Here is a 22,508-nt window from a genome sequence, read left to right on the forward strand (position 1 = left end):
CTTCCCGGTTCAGGTGGCGGCGCGCTCGGCGAGCACGCGGTCGCGCAGGAGTGCCCTGCGGACCTTCCCGGCGTCGTCGCGCAGGGGTTCGGTCGCGCGCTCGAAGGTGCGCGGGACCTTGTAGCGGACGAGGCGTTCGCGCATGTGCGCCACGAGTTCGTCGTCGGTCACCGGGGCGGAGGTCTGCACGATCGCGTGCAGGGCGCTCCCGTACTCGTCGTCGGGCACGCCGACGACGCAGCTGGACGTGACGAGCGGATGCTCCTCCAGGGCGCTCTCCACCTCCGCCGGGTACACGTTGGAGCCGCCGATGACGACCATGTCGGCCTTGCGGTCGGCCAGGTGGAGCCAGCCGTCCCGCAGGAAGCCGAGGTCGCCGACCGTCTCGAAGTTGCGCTCGTCGCGGTGCGGGGTCGCGCCGAGGTAGAAGTACGGGCCGGGTGTGCCGGCGGAGCGGCGCATCCACAGTTCGCCCACGGTGCCGTCGGGCACGACGTCGCCGTGCTCGTCGCGCGCCTCGATCTCCCCGACCACCACGCGACCGACCGATCCGGGGTGCGAGAGCCAGCCGTGGCCGTCGGTGATGACGATCGCCTGCGCCTCGGTGGCGGCGTAGAACTCCAGCAGCCGGTCGGGGCCGAGCCAGTCGACCCAGAACCGCTTGAGCCACTGCGGGCAGGGGGCGGCGCCGGTCGCGACGAGTTCGAGGCTGGACAGGTCGGCGGCGGCCCGCACCTCCTCGGGCAGCCTCGCGATGCGGTGCAGTTCCGTCGGCACGAGGCACACCCACTCGACGCGGTGGCGGGCGATGAGGCCGAGGGTCTTCTCCGCGTCGAAGCGCGGCATGAGCACGACGTGGCCGCCGGTGACGAGCGCGGCCGTCGACCACATGACCGCGGCGTTGTGGCCGAGCGGGGTGGCGACCAGCATCGTGCTCCCCGGCCGCATCCGGATGACCGGCATCAGGGGCACGATCGCGTCGACGGTCGCGGGCTGGTCGCCGACGATGACCTTGGGGACCCCGGTGCTGCCGCCGGAGGTCGGCGCCTTCCAGCACCGCGACACGACCAGCGGCAAGGGGCCGTCGTCCAGTGCGCTGTCGAGCTCGAACCCGACCGGGATCCACGGGGTGTCCGCGCCGGCGTCGAGGCCGACGACGAGGGCGGGCCGCACGACGCCGACGATCGCGGCCAGTTCGCGGGCGGGCAGGCGGGACGACACCGGCTGCGGGGTGGCGCCGAGCTTCCAGACGGCGAGCATGGCCTCGACGAACGCGGTGCCCGTCGGCAGTCCGATGGTCACGAACGCGCCCTCGGTGACGCCCAGCGCCGCGTACGCGCGGGCCAGCCGGTCGGTGCGCCGGTCGAGTTCGCCGCGCGTCAGCGAGCCCTGGTCGTCGGTGAGCGCCACGGCGTCGGGGTCGGCTTCGGCGAAGCGGCGGACCGCGGTGACGAAGGGCGTGCCTGGGGCGAAAAACTCGCCGTGCCGGGTGGTGTCGGACATCGGCCCTCCGGTCGGTGCGCCAGTGCGTTGAGGCCCTCAGCCAACCGGCGCCCAGCTGATTAGTCAACTCGTACTAGTCAGTTCGTCCTAATGATCTCACGACTCCTCGAGCATGGTGTGGGCCAGGCGCCGCCAGACGGCGCGGTTCGGGTCCCGCCGATGGTCGCGAGGCTCGAACGTGTAGGTCAGCGCGACGCCGCGCATGCTCGAGATCAGCAGGGCGGTCAGGTCGCCGTACGCGGGGTGCGCCGCGCGTTCCGCGCCGAAGAGGGCGGGGAGCACCTGCTCGCGGATGACCCTCATGAGCGCGTGCTCGTGCGGCGCGAGGTCGGCGGCCAGGCCGGGATTGTGGGCGGCGGCGAACCAGAGTTCGCGCGACGCCGTGAACAGCGGCCCGTGGTAGGTGTCCCACAGCGCGTCGATCGCCTCGTCGAGATCACCCGACGAGGAGTCGCCGAACCGCGCGATCTCGTCCGTGCGCTCCGCGGCGAGGTGCTTCATGGCCGCGACCAGCAGGTCGTCGCGCACCGGGAACTGGTGCAGCAGGCTGCCGCGCGAGACGCCGGCGCGCTGCTGGATGCGCGAGGTCGTGGTCGCCTGGTAGCCCTCCTCGGCGAGGCATTCGACCGCGGCCCGCAGGATGCGCTCGCGCGTGTCCCACGCTCGCTGCTGCACGGGGAGGGGGGCGCTCGCCGAAGTGACCATCCGCGAAGCATAACCATCGACTGACTAGTACGCCTTGACTAATTCAACCGCGCGGGGTCATAGTCGCCGTGCCGCCGACGCGCGGCACGGAGCGAAGGAGATCCGCATGGGCGCAGCAGTGGTCGCCGGGGTGGGGATGGTGCCGTTCACCAAGCCGAGCGCAGGAGCGCGGTACGAGGACATGGCCGCGGGCGCGGTGCGGGCCGCCCTGAGCGACGCGGGCCTGGACTACGCCGACGTCGAGCAGGCCTACGCGGGGTGGGTCTACGGCGACTCGACCTCGGGTCAGGCGGCCCTCTACGGGGTCGGGCTCAGCGGCATCCCCATCGTCAACGTCAACAACAACTGCTCGACCGGGTCCACGGCGCTGTTCCTCGCGCGCCAGGCCGTCGAGTCCGGCGCGGTCCAGTGCGCCCTCGCCCTCGGGTTCGAGCAGATGACCCCCGGAGCGCTCGCGACCGCGTGGACGAACCGCACCTCCCCCTTCGCGTCCTTCGACGCCGCGAACGACCGGGTCCAGGGCGCGGGCGACGGGCCCATGGCGCCGCGGTACTTCGGCGGGGCGGGCCGGGCGCACATGGAGCGCTTCGGGACCAGGCCCGAGACGTTCGCGAAGATCTCGGTCAAGGCGCGGGCGCACGCCGCCAACAACCCCTACGCCGTGTTCCGCGACGCGGTGACGGTCGAGCAGGTCATGGCCTCCCCGATGATCCACGACCCCCTGACCCGGCTGATGTGCTGCCCGCCGACGTGCGGGGCGGCGAGCGCGGTCGTGTGCACGCCGGAATTCGCGGCGCGGCACGGCATCGACGCGAGCGTCGTCGTCCGCGCGCAGGCGATGACGACGGACACCGCGGGCACGTTCGAGTCCGACGACCTGCGCAAGCTCGTCGGCGCGGACATGACGCGGGCGGCCGCGCGACGGGTCTACGAGGCAGCGGGCGTCGGCCCCGAGGACATCCGGGTGGTCGAGCTGCACGACTGCTTCGCCACCAACGAGCTGATCAGCTACGAGGCCCTCGACCTCACCCCGGAGGGCACCGGCGAGAAGTTCGTCGAGGACGGCGACAACACCTACGGCGGCCGGGTCGTGACGAACCCGTCGGGCGGCCTGCTGTCCAAGGGGCACCCGCTCGGCGCGACCGGTCTCGCCCAGTGCGCGGAGCTGGTGTGGCAGCTGCGCGGCACCGCGGGCGCGCGCCAGGTGGACGGCGTGAAACTGGCGTTGCAGCACAACATCGGCCTTGGCGGCGCGGCGGTCGTGACCCTGTACGAGAAGGTCCGCTGATGGCGGTCGACCTGGCCCTGGCGGTCACCCGGCCGATCGCCCCGGTGGTGGCGCTGGTGGAACGGGGTCGGCTGCGCGCGTTCGCCCGCGCGATCGGGGAGACCGACCCCGTGCACACCGACGTCGATGCCGCCCGTGCCGCGGGCCACCCCGACCTGCTCGTGCCGCCGACGTTCTTCTTCTCGATCGAGCTGGAGGCCGACCCTCCCCTCGGCTGGCTCACCGACCTCGGCGTGGACCTGCGCGGGGTGTTGCACGGCGAGCAGTCGTTCACCTACCACCGCGACGTGCACGCGGGTGAGGAGATCGAGTGCCGCAGGAGGGTGTCCGACGCCTACGCGAAGTCCCCGACGCGCGACTTCCTGGTCAAGCGCACCGACTTCCTGCGCGCGGGCGAGCTGGTCGCGGAGGCGGAGGCCGTCGTGATCGTGACCGCACTGTGAGCGTCGTGGTGGGCACCGCGCTCCCCGCGCTGCCGCTGCCGCCCGTCTCGCGCACGGCCCTCGCCCTCTTCGCGGGCGCGTCGGGCGACACCAATCCCATCCACGTCGACCTCGACGTCGCGCGGGCGGCCGGTCTGGACGACGTGTTCGCGCACGGGATGCTCTCGATGGCCTACCTCGGCAGGCTCCTCACCGGGTGGATGCCGCAGAGCAGGCTGCGCTCGTGGCGGGTGCGCTTCACCGCGATCACGCCGGTGCTCGCGTCCCCGCGCTGCGAGGGCGTGGTCACGGCCGTCGACGACGGCGTCGCGACGATCGAGCTGACCGTGCGCCTCGACGACGGCACCACCACTCTGCGCGGCACGGCCCTCGTGGACATCACCGGAGTGGACATCACCTGAGAGGCGGCACCCCATGTCCCTGCACAACCGCACCGCGATCGTGACCGGCTCCGGCCGGGGCATCGGCCGGGAGATCGCGCTCAAACTGGCGCGCGAGGGCGCGAACGTCGTCGTCAACGACCTGGACGCCGAGCCCGCCGCCGACACGGTCGCCGCGATCGAGTCCGCGGGCGGCCACGCCGTCGCGTGCGCCGGATCGGTCACCGAGGACGGCTTCGCCGAGCGCTTCGTGGCCACGGCCGTCGACACCTTCGGCGGCCTCGACATCATCGTCAACAACGCCGGGTACACGTGGGACAACGTCATCCAGAAGATGACCGACGACCAGTGGCGGGCCATCCTCGACGTGCACCTCACGGCCCCGTTCCGGATCCTGCGCGCGGCCCAGCCGGTGATCTCGGCGGCGGCGAAGGCCGAGGCCGTCTCGGAGGGGCGCGCGAGGGCCCGGAAGGTCGTCAACATCGCCTCCGTCGCGGGCCTCGCGGGCAATCCCGGCCAGGTCGGCTACGCCGCCGCGAAGGCGGGCGTGACCGGCCTGAGCCGCACCCTCGCCAAGGAGTGGGGTCGCTACAACGTCACCGTCAACACCGTCGCGTTCGGCCTCATCCAGACCCGCCTGACCGAGGCGTCCGCCGCCGGGGGCGAGATCGACATCGACGGGCAGCGCATCAAGGTCGGCGTCAACCCCGCGATCCTCGAGGCGGCCACCTCGCTCATCCCCCTCGGCCGCGCGGGCACGCCCGTCGAGGCCGCCAACGCCGTCTACCTGTTCTGCACCGAGGAGTCGGACTACATCACCGGCGAGACGGTCGTGTGCGGCGGCGGCTGGCGGGGATGATCCTGCTTTGATGGCGGAATGGGCGACTTGGACCTCCGGCGGTTGCGCTACTTCCTCGCGCTGGCCGACGAGCTGAACTACGGTCGCGCGGCCGAGGCGCTGCACATCGCCCAGCCCGCGCTGAGCCGCTCGATCTCGGCGCTGGAGCAGGAGCTCGGCGTCACGCTGTTCGAGCGGTCGCGGTCCGGGACGCGCCTGGCCGCGGCCGGGGAGTTCCTGCGCGAGGAGGCGCGTGAACTGCTGCGCGCGGCCGAGACGGTGCAGCGGCGCGTGCGGCTGTCCGAACGCGAGGGCCACGGGCTGACCATCGGCTTCTCGCCCGGTCTGATCATCACGCCGGTGGTGCGCCGGATGCGGGAAACCCGGCCCGCGTTGCGGGTGGACGTGGTCCGCACCTCGTGGACCGATCAGATCCAGTCCCTGCGCGACGGCCGGATCGACGCGAGCTTCGCGCACCGGCCGTTCGACGACGACGGCCTGACCGTGATCGACCTGTTCGCCGAGCCGCGGTTCGCCGCCCTGCCCGCCGACCACGCCCTGGCCGCCTCGGAAAACCTCCTCCTGGCCGACCTCGCGGGCGAGGTGCTGCTCCAGCCGGTCGCGGCCGTCCCGGAGTGGACCGGCGTGACGGCTCCCCCGGTGCCGCCCGACGACGACGGGACCGCCCACTCGCCGAACGTCGAGGTGAAGCTGGAACTCGTCGCCGCGGGGCGGGGCGTCGTCGTCATGCCGGCGTCGACGACCCGCTACTACCACCGGCCCGACATCGCCTACGTCCGCGTGGCCGACCTGCCGGACACGCGGGTCTGCCTCGTGGTCGAGTCGCGGCGCCGGTCCGACGTGCTTCGCGAACTGGTGGAGGTCGCGCTGGCTGATGCCGACCCGGCATCAGTTGGGAACAAACAGGTCTTGGACGCCACCGCGACGCCGACGGCACGCTGAGGGCCGGTTCCCGTCGGAAGGAAACTCCGTGTCCCCCACCTCCCCCACCCGTGTCGTCGTCCTGGGCGGCACCAGCGGCATCGGCCTGGCCGTCGCACTCGCCGCGGCCCGGACCGGCGCGCACGTCGTCGTCGGTTCGCGCTCGGCGAAGTCCGTCGGGCACCTGCCCGCCACCGCGACCGCCCTCCCGGTCGACGTCACCTCGTCCGAGTCGCTCCGGTCGTTCTTCGCCGAGGTCGGCCGGTTCGACCACCTCGTCTACACCGCGGGCGACGCGCTCGTCCGGGCCGCGATCGCCGACTACGACCCGGAGCGGGCCCGGCGGTTCTTCGACATCCGCCTCTTCCACGCGCTCGACAGCATGCGCGCGGCGCTGTCCACCCTGAGCCCCACCGGTTCGATCACGTTGACCAGCGGCGCCGCGGCCTACCGGGGCGGGGCGGGCAGGTTGCTCGGGTCCGCGGTGTCCGGGGCGGTCAACTCCGCCGTGCGCTCGCTCGCGGTCGAACTGGCGCCGGTCCGCGTCAACGCCGTCGCGCCCACCGTCGTGCGGACGCCGCTCTGGTCGGGCATGGCGGAGGAGGACCGGGAAAGGATGTTCGCCCTGGTGGGCGGTGGAACGCTGCTCGGCAGGGTCGCGGAGCCCGAGGACGTCGCCAAGGCCTACCTGCACCTGATGGACCAGGACTACACGACGGGCACGGTGTCGCTCGTGGACGGCGGGGCGGTCCTGACCTGACCGGCGGCGCGGGGTCTACTTCGACTCGACCGCGCCCATCGCGCTGTCCAGCGCCGCGGTCGCGTCGGCCCAGGCGGGGTCGCCGGGGTACAGGGTGGTGCGGAGGTAGGCCCACACGAGCGCCCGCAGCACCGCCACGCGCTCGGGGTTCTCGTCGGTCGTCTCCGCCGCGTCGTACGCCGACACCCCGCCGAGCCCGTGCCCCGCGCCGACCAGCGTCAGCAGGCCCTTGGGGCCGGGACTCAGGAAGTAGGCGTCGCTCCGCCAGTCCCGGCGGTCGGAGAACACGGGGTGCCAGTCGTTCCCGCCCACGACGACCAGTGCGGGCGTGGTCATCGCGGCGAAGCTGGTGGTGGTCAGGATCGGGTAGTTCGCGGTCGCGGTCGGGGCGAGGTCCTCACCCCGACCGGGCGGGGCCATGAGCACGCCCGCCCTGATCCGGTCGTCGGCCAGGTCCACGGCGGGGTCGCCCGCGCCCTGACCGCACAGCAGGCCCACCGTGTGCCCGCCCAGCGAGTGCCCGACGGCGGCGATCCGGCTCCGGTCCAGGCGTCCACCGAGCCCCGGCACGGCGGCCTCGACCTCGTCGAGGTGGTCGAGGACGAAACGCATGTCCTCGGCTCGGGACCGCCAGTACAACGGCGCGTCCGGGTCGTCGGCCTCCCGCAAGCCCAACGTCGTCGAGTCCAGGTGCGTCGGCTGGACCACGACGAAGCCGCGGGCGGCCCAGAAGTCCACGACGGGTCCGTAGCCGTGCAGGGACGACAGGAAGTTCGACGGCCCGTGGCCGTGCGACAGCAGGATCACCGGCAGATCGGTGCCCGTCGCGGGTGCCGAGACCTTGATCCGCAGGGCGACGGGCCGACCGGGGACCTCCAGCACCACGGGGCTGAAGGTCGTCACGGGCGTGGGGTCGGCGACGGGGATTCCGCCTGCCTCCGTAAAAGGGGTGCTCATGGGTGTTCTCCTCGTGCCGAATTAAGCGGAACCGTGTTCCGGACAGTACCGGAACGTGATTCCGCTTGGCAACCGCGGCTACTAGTCGGCTGGCTGGACCGCTTCCAGGTGTCGCCGGGCCTCGGCCACCCAGTGCGGAGCCCCGGCGCGTTCCGCGACCGCGACCGCCCGCCGGTAGTGCTGCTCGGCTTCGCCGTGCCTGCCCAACGCGGCGGCTAGGTCGCCGAGGTGCAGAGCGGTGGGCCCCAGGGTGACCAGGCCGCTGCCGGCACCGGCGAGTTCGTCGGCGGCGGGCAGCAGTGCGGTGTGGAGGTTCCGCATGGCCGGGCGGTCGTCGGTGCGGACGGCCACCATGGCGTGCAGGCAGGTGCGAACCTCGAACAGGAGGTCGTGCGGTGAGTCCGGGATCGCGGGCACGGCGGCGCCGCGGCCCAGCAGGACCAGCGGCCGGGTCCACGGGGCGTGCGGGCCCCAGTCGGTGTCGGCGGGCGCGTCCGGGGCGGTGAGGCAGAGCAGGGCGAGCGGGAGGATCCCGTTCTCCAGCCCGGACATCCCGGTACCGGCGAGCCGGGTGGCCGCCTCGCGGTAAGCCGCGCGCGCCTCGTCCACGCGGCCGGTCACCGCGAGCCGCAGAGCCGCGTACCAGTCGGTGAACACCCCGACCACGGGCAGGTCGTAGCTCTCGGCGAGTCCGTCGGCCGCGGCGGCGTGCCGGTCGGCGGCGTCCAGGTCGGCGAGCGCGGCGCGGGCCTGGACGAGGATCAGGTGGCCCAGCACCTCGAACGCCGCCAGGCCGTGGTGGCGGGCGGCGAGGCCGATCAGCTCCTCGCCGATCCGGGCCCGTTCGGGAGCGAGTCCGGCCCGGTGGAAGGTGTGCAGGAACCGGCCGTTCAGGGCGGAGGCCAGCAGCGCGGGGTCGTCGAGCCCGCGAGCGATCGCCTCCGCCTCCCGTGCCGCCTCGCCGCCGCGCGTCCCGGTGTCGCCACGCCGTTCGACAGCGATGGTGATCAGCAGCCGGGCACGGTCGGCGTCGTGCCCGGCGGGCAGCGCGGCCAGCGCGCGTTCGGCCGCCGCCACGAGCCGGGCGGACAGGTCCTCGTCGTCGTTGGCGGTCCAGATCGCGGGCACGTCGAACGAGCCGATCACGCCCGCGGTGAGCACCGGGTCGCCGAGCGCCTCGGCCGCCGTGACCGCCTCCGCGCGGTGCGACCGGGCCAGGGCCAGGTCACCGGTCACGGCGAGCGCCCGCACCAGACCCATGACGGCCGCCAGCCTGGCCCGCGGGTCGGCGGTGCCGGTGCGGTCGAGCGCGGCGACGGTCTCCCCCCACAGCCTGGCCGCCTCGTGCGCGGCGGACCGCCGTTCCGCGCGTTCGGCGGCGGCGCGGGTGTAGTGCGCGGTCCGGGCGGCGTCCGCACGGCCCCCGGCGCGCAGCAGGTGGTGGGCGATCGCCTCCACGTCGTCGGGGCGCAGCGCCTCGACGATCCCGGCGGCCGCGGCGTGCCACCGGGCGCGGCGGGCGAGGGTGATGTCGTCGTAGAGCGCCTCGCGCACCAGCGCGTGGGCGAACCGCACCCGGTCGGCGTCCTGTTCGACCAGGAATCCGGCGAGCAGCGCGGACTCCACCGAGTCCAGCACCCGCTCCTCGTCGCCCGCCAAGGGGATGAGCACGTCGAGGTCCACGTCCTGGCCGAGCACCGCGGCCAGCCGCAGGTGCGTCCGCGCCGCCTCCGGGAGTCCCGCCAGCCGGTGGCGGATGACATCGCGGACGCCCGTGGGCACGGTGCGCAGGGCCGCGTCGCCCTCGGCGTCCCACAGGCGGGTCAGCTCGCGGACGAAGAACGGGTTGCCGCCGCTGCGCGCGTGGATCACCCGCGCGGGCACCGGGTCGCGGAGGGTGATGGCGCGGACCACCTCCCCCACCTGGTCCTCGGTCAGTCCGCCCAGGTGGATCCGGGTCGGCTCGGCGCGGGCGACCCGGCCCAGCGCCTCGGCGAGTCCGGCGGAGATCTCGGTGGACCGGTAGGTGCCCACGACCAGCACGGGACCGAGGGCGGGATCGGTGACCAGCGCGGTCAGCAGCGCCAGGGTGTCCTCGTCCGCCCAGTGCAGGTCGTCGAACACCAGCAGCACCGGGCCGTTCGCGGTCAGCCCCGCCAGGTGCGCGGCGATCTCCCGGCGCCTGCGGAACGCGGCCTCCACCGGGTCGCCGTCGAGGGCGTCGCTCGCGCCCAGATCCGTCCACGGCCACGCCGGGGGCGCGCCCCCGACCTCGGGGCACGCACCCCACGCGGTGGTCCAGCCGTCCGCCGCCAGCCGGTCGGCCAGGGCTCCGGCCAGCGCGGTCTTGCCCGCGCCCGCCGCGCCGGACAGCAGCGCCAGCCGTGGCGCGCCGGTCGCCACCACGGCCGCGGCCCGCGACAGCTCGGCCAGCTCCGGGGCGCGGCCGACGAACGGGTGCTCGACCTGTCGCGGGGTGACGACGGCCCGCACGGGTCCCGCCAGATCCGGTGCCTGGTCGAGGATGTCGGCCTCCAGCCGACGCAGTCCCTCGCCGGGGTCGACGCCGAGTTCGGCGCGCAGCACCTCGCGGGCCCGGCGCAGCGCCGCCAGCGCGTCGCCCTGCCGTCCGGTCCGGTAGAGCGCCAACGCCAGCAGCCGCCAGCCGTCCTCGCGCAGCGGGTGGCTCCCGACCTGCGCTTCCAGGTCGGGCACCGACTCCGCCGCCCGTCCGGAGGCCAGCGCGGCCTCGGCCCGGCGGCCCACGGCGAGCACCCGCAGCTCGTCGAGCCGGAACGCCTCACCGCGTGCCCAGCCCAGGTCGGCGAACTCCGCGTACGCCGGTCCACGCCACAGCCCGAGCACCCCGTCCAGCAGGACGCGGGCCTGCTCCGCCCGACCCGCGGCGAGCAGGTCGGCGGACTCGGCGACGGCGGCCTCGAACCGCAAGGCGTCCACCGACCCGGCGTGCAGCGCGTAGCCCGGCGGCACCGTGACCAGCAGCTTCGACGGCGTGCGGGGCGGCCGGTCCGGTTCCAGCACCTTGCGCAGCGCGCCGACGAACGTCTGCACGGCACCGAGCGCGCCCTCGGGGGCGTCGTCCCACAGGTCGTCGATCAGCCGGGTGACCGGCACGACGCGTCCCCCGGCGACCAGCAGCCGGGCCAGCACCGCCCGGTGCCGCGCGCCCTTGAGGTCGACCGGCCCGTGGTCCCCGGTCACCTCCAGCGGGCCCAGCACCCCGAAGCGCAGCACGCCGACAACCTAGCCGTGGCCCGCTCGGGTCGCCCGGCTGAGTCGGCGCTGATCGGGCGCTGATCGGGCGCTGATCGGATCCCTCCACAGTGGTCGGGAACCACCGACCAGACCTGGAGAGCCGACATGTCCCCGAAGATCCCCGGATTCACCGAGCGCCGCGTGACCGTCGCCGACGGCGTGGCGCTCAACGTCGCCGTGGGCGGCTCGGGCAGCCCGGTCGTGCTGCTGCACGGCTTCCCGCAGACCCACCTGATGTGGCGGCACGTCGCCGCCGACCTGGCAGCCGACCACACGGTGATCTGCCCCGACCTGCGCGGTTACGGCGACAGCGACAAGCCCGCCGACACCGACGGGCAGGCGTACTCCAAGCGCGCGATGGCCGCCGACGTCGTCGCGCTGGCCGCGGCGCTCGGCCACGACCGCTTCGCGCTCGCCGGGCACGACCGGGGCGCGCTGGTCGCGATCCGCGCCGGGCTCGACCACCCGGACAGGATCACGCACCTGGCCTCGCTGGACGTGCTGCCGACCCTCGACATGTGGGACGTCATGCACGGCACCACCGCCGCCGTCGGCTTCCACCTCTACCTGATGGCCCAGCCGCCTGGCCTGGCCGAGACCATGATCGCCAACTCGGCGGACGCGTTCTTCGCCCACTTCCTCGACATCTGGACCAACGACCCGGGCGCGATCCCCGCCGACGTGCGCGCCGAGTACCTGCGGGCTTCCCGCGAGGCGATCACCTCGATCGTCGCCGACTACCGCGCCTCGGCGGGCGTCGACGTCGAGCACGACCTGGCCGACCGCGCGGCGGGCGTCGCGCTGCGGATGCCGGTCTCGGTGCTCCAGCAGGACTGGGGCTCCGCGCTCGGCTTCGACGCCGCCGCCCGGTGGCGGGCGTGGGCGCCCGACCTGGAGCACAACACGGTGACCTGCGGGCACTTCATGGCCGAGGAAGCCCCGGCCGAGGTGGTCAAGGCGTTGCGGGACCTGCTGACCAGGTAACCGATCCGTCCACGATGTCCCGGAGCTGGGAGCGCGCGGTGATGCCCAGCTTCGGGAAGCTCCGGTACAGGTGCGAGCCGACCGTGCGCGGGGACAGGAACAGCCGTTCGCCGATCTCCCGGTTGGTCAGCCCGCGCGCGGCCAGTCGGATGATCTGCTGCTGCTGCGGGGTGAGCCCGGTCAGCGCGTCCGGCGCGGCGGGTTCGGAGTCGATGCCCGCGGCCCGCAGTTCGCCCTGCGCGCGGTCGAGCCACGGCCGGGCGCCCAGCCGCCGGAAGACCTCGTTGGCCACGGTCAGCTTGGGACGGGCCTCGGTGATCCGACGGCGGCGGCGCAGCCACTCCCCGTAGTCCAGCAGCACCTGGGCGCGTTCGAACGGCCACTGCTCCCCCAGCGGATCACCCAGCGCCTCCTGGAAGTGCGCCTCGGCGTCGTCGGGTTCCAGCAGCGCCCGGCCGCGGTGCAGCAGGGCGTGCGTGCGCGCGGAGGTGTTGCCCGCCAACCGCTTCTCGGCGCGGTGCAGGATCTCGGCCGCCTCGACCTCGTGGCCGGTGCGCACCGCGGCGGCGACCAGTTCGGCGACCGCGACGAAGGAGAAGTGGTAGTGCACCGGTTCGCCGTCGGCGGTGAACAGCAGCCGGAACTGCTCGTAGGCGGTCACGTGGTCGCCGTCGGCCACCGCCGCCATGCCCAGCGCCCACCGGGCGCGGGACCCGACCGCCCGACTGGTGCGCGGGTCGATCGTGGCCAACGCCCGTTCGGCCAGGTCGCGGGCCGCCGCGGTCTCGCCGGACAGCACGACGGCGGTCGCCTCCAGCACCATCGTCGCGGCGGTGAGGTGCGGGAGGTTCGCGTCCGCCGACAGCGTCACGGCGCTCGACGCGGCCAGCCTGGCCTGCGCCCACAGGCCGTGGTCGAGGTAGGCCCAGCCCGCCGAGCAGCCGAGGCCGGTCGGCAGCCTGCCCGCGGCGCGCCAGCGGTGCAGGGCGTCGTCGAAGATCCGCACGGCGACGGCCGTCTCGTCGAGCAGCCACGCCATCGCGCCGATCGAGGTCAGCGTGCCGGGGTCGTCACCGGCCAGCTCGACCAGCTCCGGGATCCTCGCGGCCAGCTCGGCCCGGTTCTCGTGCGGGTCCAGCAGCGCGGCCGTCCACGGGTCGCCGTCGGCGCGGTCGCGCACCAGCGCCCGGTCGTGCTCGTCGCCGGAGTAGAAGCTGCTCACGGCGGCCGACGCCAGCGCCTGGACGGCCAGCAACGGTTCGTCGGCCGCGCGCAGCAGCAGGTCGAGCGCCTTGGCGTGCCGGGAGGTCAGGGTGAGGACCTGGCCGACCCGCAGCGCGGCCGAGGCGAGCAGGAACGGGTCGTCGGTGACCTCACCGGCCCGTGTGGCGAGCTGCTCGACCCAGTGCGCCTGCCCGGTGAACACCGCGACCCCGGCGGCGAGCACCAGCCGCCGGGCCCGGTCGTCGGGCGCGGGGCTCAGTTCGGCGGCCCGTTCGAGCGCACCCGCCGCCGCCGCGTGGCCGCCGCGGCACTGGGCCCGGCTCGCGGTGGCCTCCAGCGCCGCGGCCACGGTCTCGTCCGGCCCGGTGGCGGCCGCGGCGAGGTGCCAGGCCCGCCGGTCGGGTTCGGCGGTGAGCAGGTCGGCCAACGTCCGGTGCGCCTGCTCCCGTGCCGCCAGCGGAGCCGAGTGGTAGATCGCCGAGCGGACCAGCGGGTGCCGGAAGCGGGCCCGGCCACCGGTGAACCGGATCAGCCCAGCCTCCTCGGCGGGCGCCAGCTCGACGGACCGCGTCCCCGCGACGAGGTCGGCCGTGTCCGCCGCGACCAGCAGCAACGCCTCCCGCGTCACGGCGGGCAGCCGGTCGAGGTCGGCGGTGTAGACGCGTTCGAGGCGTTCGGTCAGCGGCAGGATGTCGTCGTCCGCGCACCCGGCCCTGGCCAGTTCCACCAGCGCCAGCGGGTTGCCCGCGGCCTGCGCGAGGACGCGGAGCCGAAGCGCGCCGGACGGTACCGACGGCTGGGCGTCGAGCAGGGCGGCCGCCGCGCGCGGGTCGAGCGCTTCCAGCGCGACCTGCGGGAATCCGGGGAACTCGGTGTCGTCGCGGGCACCGACGAGAAGGGCGAGCGGCTCGTCCCCGATCCGCCGGGCGACGAACGCCAGCACGTCCCGCGAGCACTCGTCGACCCACCGGACGTCGTCGACCACGACGAGCACCGGGACCCGCCCGCTCAGCTCGGACAGCAGGGCGAGCGCGGCCACCCCGATGATCAGCCGGTCCGGGGCGACGGCGTCACCCAGGCCGATCGCGCCGAGCAGCGCCGCCCGCTGCCGCTCGGGCAGCCCGTCGACCTCGCCGAGCACCGGCCTGATCAGCTGGTGCAGTCCGGAGAACGGCAGCGTCGACTCGCCGCGGCTGCCGGTCACCCGCAGCACCCGGCGACCGGCGGCGGTGTCGGCTGCCCCGGCTGTCTCGGCAGACTCGGCTGTCTCGGCGGCGAGGTCGAGCAGGGTGCTCTTGCCGGTACCGGGATCACCGGTGACGACCAGGACCCCGCTGGTCAGCCCCAGGACGGCGGCGGTCTCGACCTCGCGGCCCGCTGCGTGCACACCACCGACTGTATCGGCGAGTGCGGTCACGTGACGGATACCTCCGGTCCGCGCGGCCGGCAAGACTCGGCGGCATGGACACCATCATCCTGGGCGACATCGAGATCACCCGCGTCATCGAGCAGCCCCCGGCTCCCCTGCCCCGCGGCTTCATCTTCCCGGACGTCCCGCGCGGGACGTGGGAGTCCCACGAGAGCTGGCTCGTCCCCGAGTTCTGGACGCCCGAGCCGGACGTGGTGCACGCCGTCATGCAGACGTGGCTCGTGCGCAGCGCGGGCAAGACCATCCTCGTCGACACCGGTGTCGGCAACGGCAAAGAACGGCCGTACATGCCGTTCTTCGCCCACCTGGACACCGACTTCCTCGCCAACCTGGCACGCGCCGGGGTCCAGCCCGCCGACGTGGACGTCGTGGTGTGCACCCATGTGCACGGCGACCACGTCGGCTGGAACACCCGCCTCGAAGGATCGCGGTGGGTGCCGACGTTCCCCAACGCCCGCTACGTCATCTCCCGCGCGGACTTCGACTACTGGAACCCGCTCAACGAGCACCGGACGCGGTCCGGACGCGGGATGCAGAACGTGTTCGAGGACAGCGTCGCCCCGGTGCACGAGGCGGGCCTGACCACGTTGTGGGAGGACGAGTACGTCCTGGACGGCGGCCTGCGGATCGACCCGGCGCCGGGGCACACCCCCGGTTCCTCGGTGATCACCCTGACCTCCGGCACCGACCGCGCGGTGTTCGTGGGCGACCTGCTGCACAGCCCGCTTCAGTTCCACGAACCGGACTGCGGACCGTCCTTCGACGAGGACGAGGACGAGGCGAGGGCGACCCGCCGCCGGGTGCTCGGCTGGGCGGCCGACAACAACGCGCTGGTGCTGCCCGCGCACCTGCCGGGGTCCGGCGCGGCCGAGATCCGCCGGGACGGCGACAAGTTCGCGATCAAGGAATGGGCGGCGTTCTCGTGAAGGTCATCACCACCTCCGGTGCCGTCTCGGGCGACGGCACCGTGTTCCGCGGCGTCCCCTACGCCGCACCGCCGGTCGGCGCGGGCCGGTTCGCCGCGCCCGCTCCCCCGGTGCCGTGGTCGGGGGTGCGGGACGCCACCGCGCCCGGCCCGTCTGCCCCTGCGCCGGACCGCCGCTGGTTCGGCCGAGCCGACCTCGGGCCGTTGATGGGCGTCGACCGGATCAGCGGCGACGACCACCTGACCGCCACGGTGTGGACACCGTCCACCGCGGGCCGGGCACCGGTGATGGTGTTCGTGCACGGTGGCGGTTTCGTGTCCGGCACCGGGAGCGCGGCGGTCTACGACGGCTCCGCGTTCGCCCGCGACGGGATCGTGCTGGTCGTGCTGAACTACCGCCTCGGCGCGCCGGGGTGGCTGAGCCTGCCCGACGCGCCCGACAACCGCGGGCTGCTCGACGTGCTCGCCGCCCTGGAGTGGGTCCGCGACAACATCGCGGCCTTCGGCGGCGATCCCGACCGGGTGACCCTGTTCGGGCAGTCGGCGGGCGCGATGGTCGTCTCCGCGCTCGTCGTCACGCCCGCGGCGCACGGCCTGTTCCACCGCGCGATCAGCCAGAGCGGCGGCCTGGTCGAGATGCCGCCGGAGACCGCCGAGGCCGCGAGCACCGCGCTGGCCGACGCTTTGGGGATCGACCGCACCGCCGAGGCGTTCGGGGACGTGCCCGACGACGATCTCGTCGACGCGGTCACCCGCCTCAAGCCCGCGGGCCGGGCCGGGGTCTCGCCGTTCGGGGTGGTGCGCTTCGACCACCACCCGGCACCCGGCGTCGACCTGCTGGTGGGCAACAACTCCGAGGAGTCGAAGCTCTACCAGGACCCGTCCCGCTCGGCCGCGATCGACGCGATGTTCCAGGCGGGCAGCCGGAGCCTCGTCGAAGCGCACGGTGGCGCGCTCACCTACGAGTTCGACTGGCGCGACGGCCCGTACGGCGCCTGCCACACCGTGGAGCTGCCGTTCGTGTTCGACACCACCGGCCTGCCCGAACTGCGCGGCCCGCACGGCCTGCTCGGGCCGGACGTCCCACCGGGGCTGGCGGCCGAGGTGCACGGGGCGTGGGTGCGGTTCGCGACCACCGGTGACCCCGGCTGGGCGGGACACCACCGCTTCATCGGTCCCTGACCGGAGTCGGGGCAGGAACACGACCTTGACCGCCAACGGCTTTCGCGTTCAACCATGCGGAGACCCTGGCACGCTACGAATTCGAAGCAAGTAGGATAAGGGGGTGACGGACGACGCGCCAGGCTTGGACGCCGACCAACTCGACGCCTACTTCGCGTTGATGGAGGTCGGCAACCTCATCCAGCACGCCGTGGAGCAGCAGTTGCGCGCCGAGGGCGACCTGAGCGGGGTGCAGTTCTCGATCCTGGCGCAACTCTCCGGCGCCCCCGGCGGCAGCGCGCGGATGACCGACCTGGCCGACGGCGTCGTGTACAGCCGCAGCGGCCTGACCTACCAGGCGGGCCTGCTGGACAAGGCGGGCCTGATCACCCGGCGGCCGTCCGCCGACGACGAGCGCAGCACCACCGTCACGATCACCGACGCGGGCCGCGCCAGGGTGGCACGAGTCCTGCCCGGACACGTGGACGTCGTGCGCCAGATGCTCGTGGACCCGTTGTCCCGCCGCGATCTCGGCACGCTGGGCGCCGTGCTGATCCGCGTCCGCGACCACCTGCGCGCCGCACCACCGCGTTCCGCCAAACCCCGGTCGCGGGGCGGGTCGGCCAAGGACTCCTGACGCGACGATCACCGACCCGTCACGCCCGCGAGTCGGCGATCAGTTCGAGCAGGTGCGCGTTCCGCGCCAGGTAGTGGTCGTCGGCGGGGTGCGCTGAAGGCGCGGACCAGGCGGGGAAATAGTGGTCGGCGGCGGTGTCCGTCGCGTGGACACCGCTCCGCGCGGCCACGGCGGCGGCGATCTCCGCGTGGTTGGCTGGCAGCAGTCACGAGGAAGAGGAGTCGGTGTGAGCCGCCACGTGCTGGAGCCCGGACCGGGAACCGCGATCGACGTGTTCGACCGCGACACACCGCCCGCGCTGACCGTCGACCCCGGTGACACCGTCGTCGTGCGGTCCCTGGACGCGGGAGGCAGGCTCGAACGCCAGCGCACCCCCGGCGAGGAACGGCCGAGGATGTTCCAGGAGCGGCGCGGCCACTGCCTGACCGGCCCGATCGCCGTGCGCGGCGCCGAACCGGGTCAGGTGCTCGCCGTCCACGTCGTCTCACTGCGCCCGGACGACTGGGGCTGGACCGACGCCGCAGGCAAGGACAACGCGCTGACCCGAAGACTGGGTCTGGCGGACCAGCCGCCCACCTGGCTGCTGTGGGACATCGACGCCGACGCCGGAACCGCCACCAACCAACTCGGCCACACCGTGCGGACCGCCCCCTTCCTCGGCGTCATGGGCGTACCACCGCCCGAACCGGGCCCGCACTCGACGATCCCGCCGAGAACGGTGGGCGCGGGCAACATGGACTGCCGCGAACTCACCGCCGGATCCACGCTGTACCTGCCGATCACCGTCCCCGACGCCCTGCTCCACCTCGGCGACGGCCACGCCGCACAGGGCGACGGCGAGGTGGCGGGCACCGCCATCGAATGCCCGATGACCACCGAGGTGGTACTGGACCTGCTCACCGATCCCCCGATCCCCGGCGTCCACGCCGTGACACCGACCGGACGGATCACCTTCGGCTTCGACCCCGACCTGGACATCGCCATGGCCGACGCACTGGACGCGATGCTGTGCTGGATGCAGGACCTCTACAAACTGGAAAAAGGCTCAGCACTGGCACTGGCCAGCTCCGTGGTGGACCTGAGGATCACCCAGGTCGCCAACGTCACCTGGGGCGTCCACGCCGTACTGGCGCACGACGCCGTGCGGATCACCGGCACCTGACCACCGGGCGAACCCGTCCGCACCCCAAGACCCGGCACGGCGGCCACCTCTACACCTCAGCCGTCGACTCCAACAACACCGCCAACAACCGCCCGAACGTCTGCAACTCCTCCGCCGTCAACCCCTTGAACGACTCCTCCAACACTTCATCCATCAACCCCGCCCCGGCGACCCTCAACTCATCCCCCTTCTCCGTCAACCGATGCCGAATCGCCCTCCCCGGCCCCGGCACCCTCTCGATCAACCCCCTCTCCACCATCCGCGACGCAAGCGCACCGAACGACTGATCGGTCTGGAACGTCAACTGGGCCAGATCATGCAGACTGGCCTCCGGGTTCGCCGCCAGGTGCCGCAACGCGTCCCACTGCACAAGGCTGATGTCCAGCGAAGCCAACCGCGCGTTCGCCATCCGGTGGTGGCGGGCCTGGAGCCGCTTCACCGACAGTCCGATCTGCTGATGCGTTCTCGTCACCAGCCGAGTGTAGACGCCTTTCTCAGCATACTTATATAAGCGCGACCCCCCATCGGGGATCCCTATACTCCCGATCATGCGCGGGGCGGCCACCAACAGAGCACGCCGTGCGGTGGACCACCTGCGGGCACTTCCCCCCGACAGCCGCGACGCGCTGATCACCGCGGCCGTGGTCGTCCTCGCCTTCACCCCCGGCATCGCCGACAAGGGCACGTGGCTCGGCTGGCCCGACCCGCAACGCCCGTTCGGCCCGCTGGCCATGGCACTCGTCCTCGCCCACGCCCTGCCACTCCTGCTCCGCCACCGCGCGCCCGCGACGTCCCTGCTGCTCGTCTCCGCCGCCTTCTCCGCCTACCAGTGCCTGGGCTTCCGCCCCACGCTCGCCACGATCGCCCTGTACGTCGCCCTCTTCGGCGCGGGCGTCCACCAGGTCCGCCACCGGCGGACCACCGCGGCGGTCTGGCTCGCCGGGTACGGCGCCCTCTCGGTCGCCCTGATCGCGCTCGGCGCGCCCACACGGCCGGCGGAGTACGTCGAGTACGCGGCCCTGCCCGTCGGGTGCTGGCTGCTGGGGGCATGGGCGCGCACCAGGTTCGACGAACAGGAGCGGCGCAGGCACCTCGACCTGGAGGCGGCCATGCGCGAGGAGCGCGAGCGCATCGCCCGCGAACTGCACGACGTGGTGACCCACCACGTGACGGCGATGGTGATGCAGGCCGACGCGATGCGGTACGTCCCGGCAGGCGACCGGGCGAAGGTCGACACCGGGCTGGAGGCGATCGGCGGGACCGGGCGGCGCGCGCTGGGCGACCTGCGTGAGCTGCTGGGTGTCCTCAACCCCGGTCACGACGCCCCTCGCACGCCGACCGCGGGCGGGTTCGGCGAACTCGTCGAGCGGACCCGGCTCACCGGGCAGCCCGTCGACCTCGTCGAGGAGGGCGCACCTCCGGAGGTGGAGGGTGTGGTCGCACTGGCCGCCCACCGGGTCGTGCAGGAAGCGCTCACCAACGCCCTGAAGCACGCGCCGCGCCGCCGGACCACCGTCCGGGTCTCCTACGCCGACGAACTCTCGGTCGAGGTGACGACGGAGGGCGCCGCCGACGCGGTCACCTCGTCGACGCCGGGCCGCGGGCTGACCGGGTTGCGCGAGCGGGTGCGCCTGGCCGGTGGCGAGCTGACCACGCGGCACACCGAGGACGGCGGTTTCGTGGTGCGCGCGAGGCTGCCGCTCGGTCCGGAGGCCACGTGAGCACGCGGGTGCTGGTGTGCGACGACCAGGCGTTGGTGCGCCTCGGCTACACGACGATCCTGTCCTCCCAGCCCGACTTCGAGATCGTCGGCGAGGCGGCGAACGGCGTCGAGGCGGTGGAACAGGCCCGGCGGCTGCGCCCCGACGTGGTGATCATGGACATCCGGATGCCGTTGCTCGACGGCATCGAGGCCACCCGGCGGATCGCGGGACCGGAGGCCGCCGAGCGCGTGCGCGTGCTGGTGGTGACGACGTTCAACCTCGACGAGTACGTCTTCGAGGCGCTGCGCGCGGGTGCCAGCGGGTTCCTGCTCAAGGACACCCCTCCCGAGGAGATGATCGCCGGGGTGCGCACCGTCGCCGCGGGCAACGCGCTGCTGGCGCCCGAGGTCACCCGCGGTCTGATCGGCCGGTTCGGCGCGCGGATCCGCGACGACGACAGCGGCGCGGACAAGCGGATCGAGCAGGCGCTCGCGGACCTGACCGCGCGCGAGGTCGAGGTGCTCCGGCTGATCGCGGCGGGGCTGTCGAACCCCGAGATCGCGGAGGCCCTGTTCCTCGGCCGCGAGACGATCAAGACCTACGTCTCGCGCGTCTTCGCGAAGCTGGGCCTGCGCGACCGCGTCCAGGCCGTCGTCTTCGCCTACCGGATCGGGCTCGCCACCCCGGACGCGCGGTAGCCGGGAACCCCTGCTCCACCGGCAGCGCGCGCGACCGAGCGCCATCCCCCACGTGAGCCAAAGATCGGCTCACCACGGGGTGACGTGCCCGCGGCCATCCCGCTCATAGCGTTCTCCCCATTGCCGGGGCACACCGCCACCGGCACCGGGACAAGGAGAAACGCACATGACCGCGAAGACCACCCGCCGCTCGGGTCGGCGCCCGGCAGCGGTCACCGCACTGGTGTTGACCGTCGCCGCGGCCTGCCCGTTGGCCGCCGTCGCGGACACCTCGGCCACCGCGGAGCGGTCGCGGACCAGGGCGTTGGAGGCCGTGGCCGAGCGGGCCGTCGCCGCCGGTGTCCCCGGCGTCGTCGTCCGGGTCGACAACGGCCGGGGAGCGGTGGTGAACGTCGTCCGGCAGGGCCCGTGGAACACCTCCGACCACGTGCTCCGCGCGGGCGACGCGTTCCGGATGGCCTCGAACACCAAGACGGTCACCGCGGCGCTGGTGCTGCAACTGGTGGGCGAGCACCGGCTGCGCCTCGACGACACCGTCGAGCGGTGGCTGCCGGGCGTGGTGCCCAACGGCGGGGCCATCACCCTGCGAATGCTGCTGAACCACACCGGCGGACTGGCCGACTCGGCCTACACCGCCAAGTCGCTGAACCTCATGACCGGCCACGACACGAGCACGACGACCGCGGAGGAGGTGCTGGCGCTGGGCACGGACCTGCCGCCGGTGGGCGCGCCGGGTGGGACCTGGTCCTACAGCAACCCCGGTTACGTCGCGCTCGGCATGGTGCTGGAGAAGGCCACCGGCCGCACCTTCGCCGACCTCGTCCAGCAGCGCGTCGCGGGCCCGCTCGGAATGCGGGACACCTACATCGCGACCAGTGCCGCCCCGCGTCGCGGCACCGCCCCGCTGGCCCACGGCTACGAGCCCGACGCCGCCCACCTGCGGCCCATCACCGAGCCGCTCGGCCTGCCGGAGGGCTGGGGCTTCGTCGGCCCGGCCGACGACGAGCACGTCGACACGACCGCGATCGACCAGTCGTGGGGCCGGGCGGCGGCCGCGATCGTCTCCACCGCGGCCGACTGGGCCAGGTTCGACAAGGCGCTGATGTCCGGCGGCCTCTTCCCCGCGCGGCTGCTCGCCGAGATGCGCGCCACCGTGCCGTCCGAGGGACCGGACCACCGCTACGGGCTGGGCGTGGACGAGTACCGCTCGCCGTGCGGCACGGTCTGGGGCCACGACGGCGCCCTGCCGGGCTACCGCAGCGACAACTACACCGACGGGACCGGGCGGCGGACCGTGTCGGTCCTGAGCACCACCCACTTCGGCCTCGTGGTCTCCCCCGAGGCGAACGCCGCCGAGGCGGAACTCGTCGACGCGGCCATCTGCGCGATGCTGGGCAAGCCCGTCCCGAACAGCTGACCCCGCCCTCGGCCACCCCGTCATCCGGCGGGGTGGCCGGCCCCCGTGGGAGCCGGAAACGGTTGACCGCAGGGTG

At 73.6% G+C, this 22,508-nt stretch carries 21 protein-coding genes; 14 read left to right on the forward strand and 7 right to left on the reverse strand.

The window, feature by feature from the left end:
• Window positions 1-9: 9 nt before the first annotated feature.
• Window positions 10-1,503 carry an AMP-binding protein gene (locus RM788_RS00940; protein ID WP_315929508.1) on the reverse strand — a complete coding sequence of 498 codons (1,494 nt, stop codon included), beginning with the start codon at window positions 1,501-1,503 and terminating at the stop codon, window positions 10-12.
• 96 nt (window positions 1,504-1,599) lie between these two features.
• Window positions 1,600-2,208 carry a TetR/AcrR family transcriptional regulator gene (locus RM788_RS00945; RefSeq protein ID WP_315929510.1) on the reverse strand — a complete coding sequence of 203 codons (609 nt, stop codon included), beginning with the start codon at window positions 2,206-2,208 and terminating at the stop codon, window positions 1,600-1,602.
• A gap of 106 nt (window positions 2,209-2,314) precedes the next feature.
• Here RM788_RS00945 and RM788_RS00950 point away from each other — a divergent pair, with 106 nt between their 5' ends.
• From RM788_RS00950 to RM788_RS00975, 6 genes are read left to right on the forward strand one after another with little or no spacing between them, the layout of a single operon-like run.
• Entirely contained in the window at window positions 2,315-3,496 is a 1,182-nt protein-coding gene (locus tag RM788_RS00950) for a lipid-transfer protein (protein ID WP_315929511.1), read from the forward strand.
• The gene (locus tag RM788_RS00955; RefSeq protein WP_315929512.1) at window positions 3,496-3,939 is read left to right on the forward strand and encodes a MaoC family dehydratase N-terminal domain-containing protein; all 444 of its coding nucleotides are present in this window, start codon (window positions 3,496-3,498) and stop codon (window positions 3,937-3,939) included. Before RM788_RS00950 ends, RM788_RS00955 begins: the two co-directional genes overlap by 1 nt.
• The gene (locus tag RM788_RS00960) at window positions 3,936-4,340 is read left to right on the forward strand and encodes a MaoC/PaaZ C-terminal domain-containing protein (RefSeq protein ID WP_315929513.1); all 405 of its coding nucleotides are present in this window, start codon (window positions 3,936-3,938) and stop codon (window positions 4,338-4,340) included. The genes RM788_RS00955 and RM788_RS00960 overlap by 4 nt, the downstream gene beginning before the upstream one ends.
• A 13-nt stretch (window positions 4,341-4,353) precedes the next feature.
• On the forward strand, window positions 4,354-5,178 hold the full coding sequence (locus tag RM788_RS00965; RefSeq protein ID WP_315929515.1) for an SDR family NAD(P)-dependent oxidoreductase: 825 nt from the start codon (window positions 4,354-4,356) through the stop codon (window positions 5,176-5,178).
• Window positions 5,179-5,196: 18 nt separating this feature from the next.
• Window positions 5,197-6,120: a LysR family transcriptional regulator gene (locus RM788_RS00970; RefSeq protein WP_315929516.1), complete on the forward strand. Its 924-nt coding sequence runs from the start codon at window positions 5,197-5,199 to the stop codon at window positions 6,118-6,120.
• A gap of 28 nt (window positions 6,121-6,148) precedes the next feature.
• Window positions 6,149-6,859, forward strand: a complete 711-nt coding sequence (locus RM788_RS00975) for an SDR family oxidoreductase (RefSeq protein WP_315929517.1) — start codon at window positions 6,149-6,151, stop codon at window positions 6,857-6,859.
• A 15-nt stretch (window positions 6,860-6,874) separates the two neighbouring features.
• Here the strand turns inward: RM788_RS00975 and RM788_RS00980 are convergent, their stop codons facing one another.
• Window positions 6,875-7,816, reverse strand: a complete 942-nt coding sequence (locus RM788_RS00980) for an alpha/beta hydrolase family protein (protein WP_315929519.1) — start codon at window positions 7,814-7,816, stop codon at window positions 6,875-6,877.
• Between the two features lie 81 nt (window positions 7,817-7,897).
• Window positions 7,898-11,071, reverse strand: coding sequence for an ATP-binding protein (locus RM788_RS00985; protein ID WP_315929520.1), 3,174 nt, complete (start codon window positions 11,069-11,071; stop codon window positions 7,898-7,900).
• A gap of 126 nt (window positions 11,072-11,197) precedes the next feature.
• Between RM788_RS00985 and RM788_RS00990 the strand changes: the two genes are divergently transcribed.
• A complete protein-coding gene (locus RM788_RS00990; RefSeq protein ID WP_315929521.1) occupies window positions 11,198-12,076 on the forward strand; it encodes an alpha/beta fold hydrolase in 879 nt (292 codons plus the stop codon).
• Here RM788_RS00990 and RM788_RS00995 read toward each other — a convergent pair.
• Window positions 12,045-14,687, reverse strand: coding sequence for a LuxR C-terminal-related transcriptional regulator (locus tag RM788_RS00995; RefSeq protein ID WP_315929522.1), 2,643 nt, complete (start codon window positions 14,685-14,687; stop codon window positions 12,045-12,047). The genes RM788_RS00990 and RM788_RS00995 overlap by 32 nt on opposite strands.
• 74 nt (window positions 14,688-14,761) lie before the next feature.
• Between RM788_RS00995 and RM788_RS01000 the strand changes: the two genes are divergently transcribed.
• From RM788_RS01000 to RM788_RS01010, 3 genes are all read left to right on the forward strand, one after another.
• The gene (locus RM788_RS01000) at window positions 14,762-15,655 is read left to right on the forward strand and encodes an MBL fold metallo-hydrolase (RefSeq protein WP_315929523.1); all 894 of its coding nucleotides are present in this window, start codon (window positions 14,762-14,764) and stop codon (window positions 15,653-15,655) included.
• On the forward strand, window positions 15,637-16,836 hold the full coding sequence (locus RM788_RS01005; RefSeq protein WP_315929524.1) for a carboxylesterase/lipase family protein: 1,200 nt from the start codon (window positions 15,637-15,639) through the stop codon (window positions 16,834-16,836). Before RM788_RS01000 ends, RM788_RS01005 begins: the two co-directional genes overlap by 19 nt.
• Before the next feature lie 103 nt (window positions 16,837-16,939).
• A complete protein-coding gene (locus RM788_RS01010) occupies window positions 16,940-17,452 on the forward strand; it encodes a MarR family winged helix-turn-helix transcriptional regulator (protein ID WP_315929526.1) in 513 nt (170 codons plus the stop codon).
• 19 nt (window positions 17,453-17,471) lie between these two features.
• On the opposite strand, the gene RM788_RS01015 is transcribed toward RM788_RS01010, so the two are convergent.
• Window positions 17,472-17,621, reverse strand: a complete 150-nt coding sequence (locus RM788_RS01015; protein ID WP_315929527.1) for a hypothetical protein — start codon at window positions 17,619-17,621, stop codon at window positions 17,472-17,474.
• A gap of 57 nt (window positions 17,622-17,678) precedes the next feature.
• Here RM788_RS01015 and RM788_RS01020 point away from each other — a divergent pair, with 57 nt between their 5' ends.
• Complete coding sequence (locus tag RM788_RS01020; RefSeq protein WP_315929528.1) at window positions 17,679-18,614, forward strand: acetamidase/formamidase family protein; 936 nt, start codon at window positions 17,679-17,681, stop codon at window positions 18,612-18,614.
• Between the two features lie 49 nt (window positions 18,615-18,663).
• Here the strand turns inward: RM788_RS01020 and RM788_RS01025 are convergent, their stop codons facing one another.
• Entirely contained in the window at window positions 18,664-19,086 is a 423-nt protein-coding gene (locus RM788_RS01025; protein ID WP_315929530.1) for a MarR family winged helix-turn-helix transcriptional regulator, read from the reverse strand.
• Window positions 19,087-19,162: 76 nt separating this feature from the next.
• Here RM788_RS01025 and RM788_RS01030 point away from each other — a divergent pair, with 76 nt between their 5' ends.
• The 3 genes from RM788_RS01030 to RM788_RS01040 all read left to right on the forward strand — a co-directional run bounded on the left by RM788_RS01030 (window position 19,163) and on the right by RM788_RS01040 (window position 22,432).
• Window positions 19,163-20,335 carry a sensor histidine kinase gene (locus RM788_RS01030; RefSeq protein ID WP_315929531.1) on the forward strand — a complete coding sequence of 391 codons (1,173 nt, stop codon included), beginning with the start codon at window positions 19,163-19,165 and terminating at the stop codon, window positions 20,333-20,335.
• The gene (locus tag RM788_RS01035; RefSeq protein ID WP_315929533.1) at window positions 20,332-21,015 is read left to right on the forward strand and encodes a response regulator transcription factor; all 684 of its coding nucleotides are present in this window, start codon (window positions 20,332-20,334) and stop codon (window positions 21,013-21,015) included. Before RM788_RS01030 ends, RM788_RS01035 begins: the two co-directional genes overlap by 4 nt.
• A gap of 166 nt (window positions 21,016-21,181) precedes the next feature.
• Window positions 21,182-22,432 carry a serine hydrolase domain-containing protein gene (locus RM788_RS01040; RefSeq protein WP_315929534.1) on the forward strand — a complete coding sequence of 417 codons (1,251 nt, stop codon included), beginning with the start codon at window positions 21,182-21,184 and terminating at the stop codon, window positions 22,430-22,432.
• Window positions 22,433-22,508: the final 76 nt, after the last annotated feature.

It is taken from the genome of Umezawaea sp. Da 62-37 (assembly GCF_032460545.1).
GTDB lineage: Bacteria > Actinomycetota > Actinomycetes > Mycobacteriales > Pseudonocardiaceae > Umezawaea.

Bases quoted from the DNA above. Each gene is read 5' to 3' on its own strand.
- RM788_RS00940 (WP_315929508.1), bottom strand. From the start codon at position 1,503: ATGTCCGACACCACCCGGCACGGCGAGTTTTTCGCCCCAGGCACGCCC.
- RM788_RS00945 (WP_315929510.1), bottom strand. From the start codon at position 2,208: ATGGTCACTTCGGCGAGCGCCCCCCTCCCCGTGCAGCAGCGAGCGTGG.
- RM788_RS00950 (WP_315929511.1), top strand. From the start codon at position 2,315: ATGGGCGCAGCAGTGGTCGCCGGGGTGGGGATGGTGCCGTTCACCAAG.
- RM788_RS00955 (WP_315929512.1), top strand. From the start codon at position 3,496: ATGGCGGTCGACCTGGCCCTGGCGGTCACCCGGCCGATCGCCCCGGTG.
- RM788_RS00965 (WP_315929515.1), top strand. From the start codon at position 4,354: ATGTCCCTGCACAACCGCACCGCGATCGTGACCGGCTCCGGCCGGGGC.
- RM788_RS00970 (WP_315929516.1), top strand. From the start codon at position 5,197: ATGGGCGACTTGGACCTCCGGCGGTTGCGCTACTTCCTCGCGCTGGCC.
- RM788_RS00980 (WP_315929519.1), bottom strand. From the start codon at position 7,816: ATGAGCACCCCTTTTACGGAGGCAGGCGGAATCCCCGTCGCCGACCCC.
- RM788_RS00990 (WP_315929521.1), top strand. From the start codon at position 11,198: ATGTCCCCGAAGATCCCCGGATTCACCGAGCGCCGCGTGACCGTCGCC.
- RM788_RS01000 (WP_315929523.1), top strand. From the start codon at position 14,762: ATGGACACCATCATCCTGGGCGACATCGAGATCACCCGCGTCATCGAG.
- RM788_RS01005 (WP_315929524.1), top strand. From the start codon at position 15,637: ATGGGCGGCGTTCTCGTGAAGGTCATCACCACCTCCGGTGCCGTCTCG.
- RM788_RS01030 (WP_315929531.1), top strand. From the start codon at position 19,163: ATGCGCGGGGCGGCCACCAACAGAGCACGCCGTGCGGTGGACCACCTG.
- RM788_RS01040 (WP_315929534.1), top strand. From the start codon at position 21,182: ATGACCGCGAAGACCACCCGCCGCTCGGGTCGGCGCCCGGCAGCGGTC.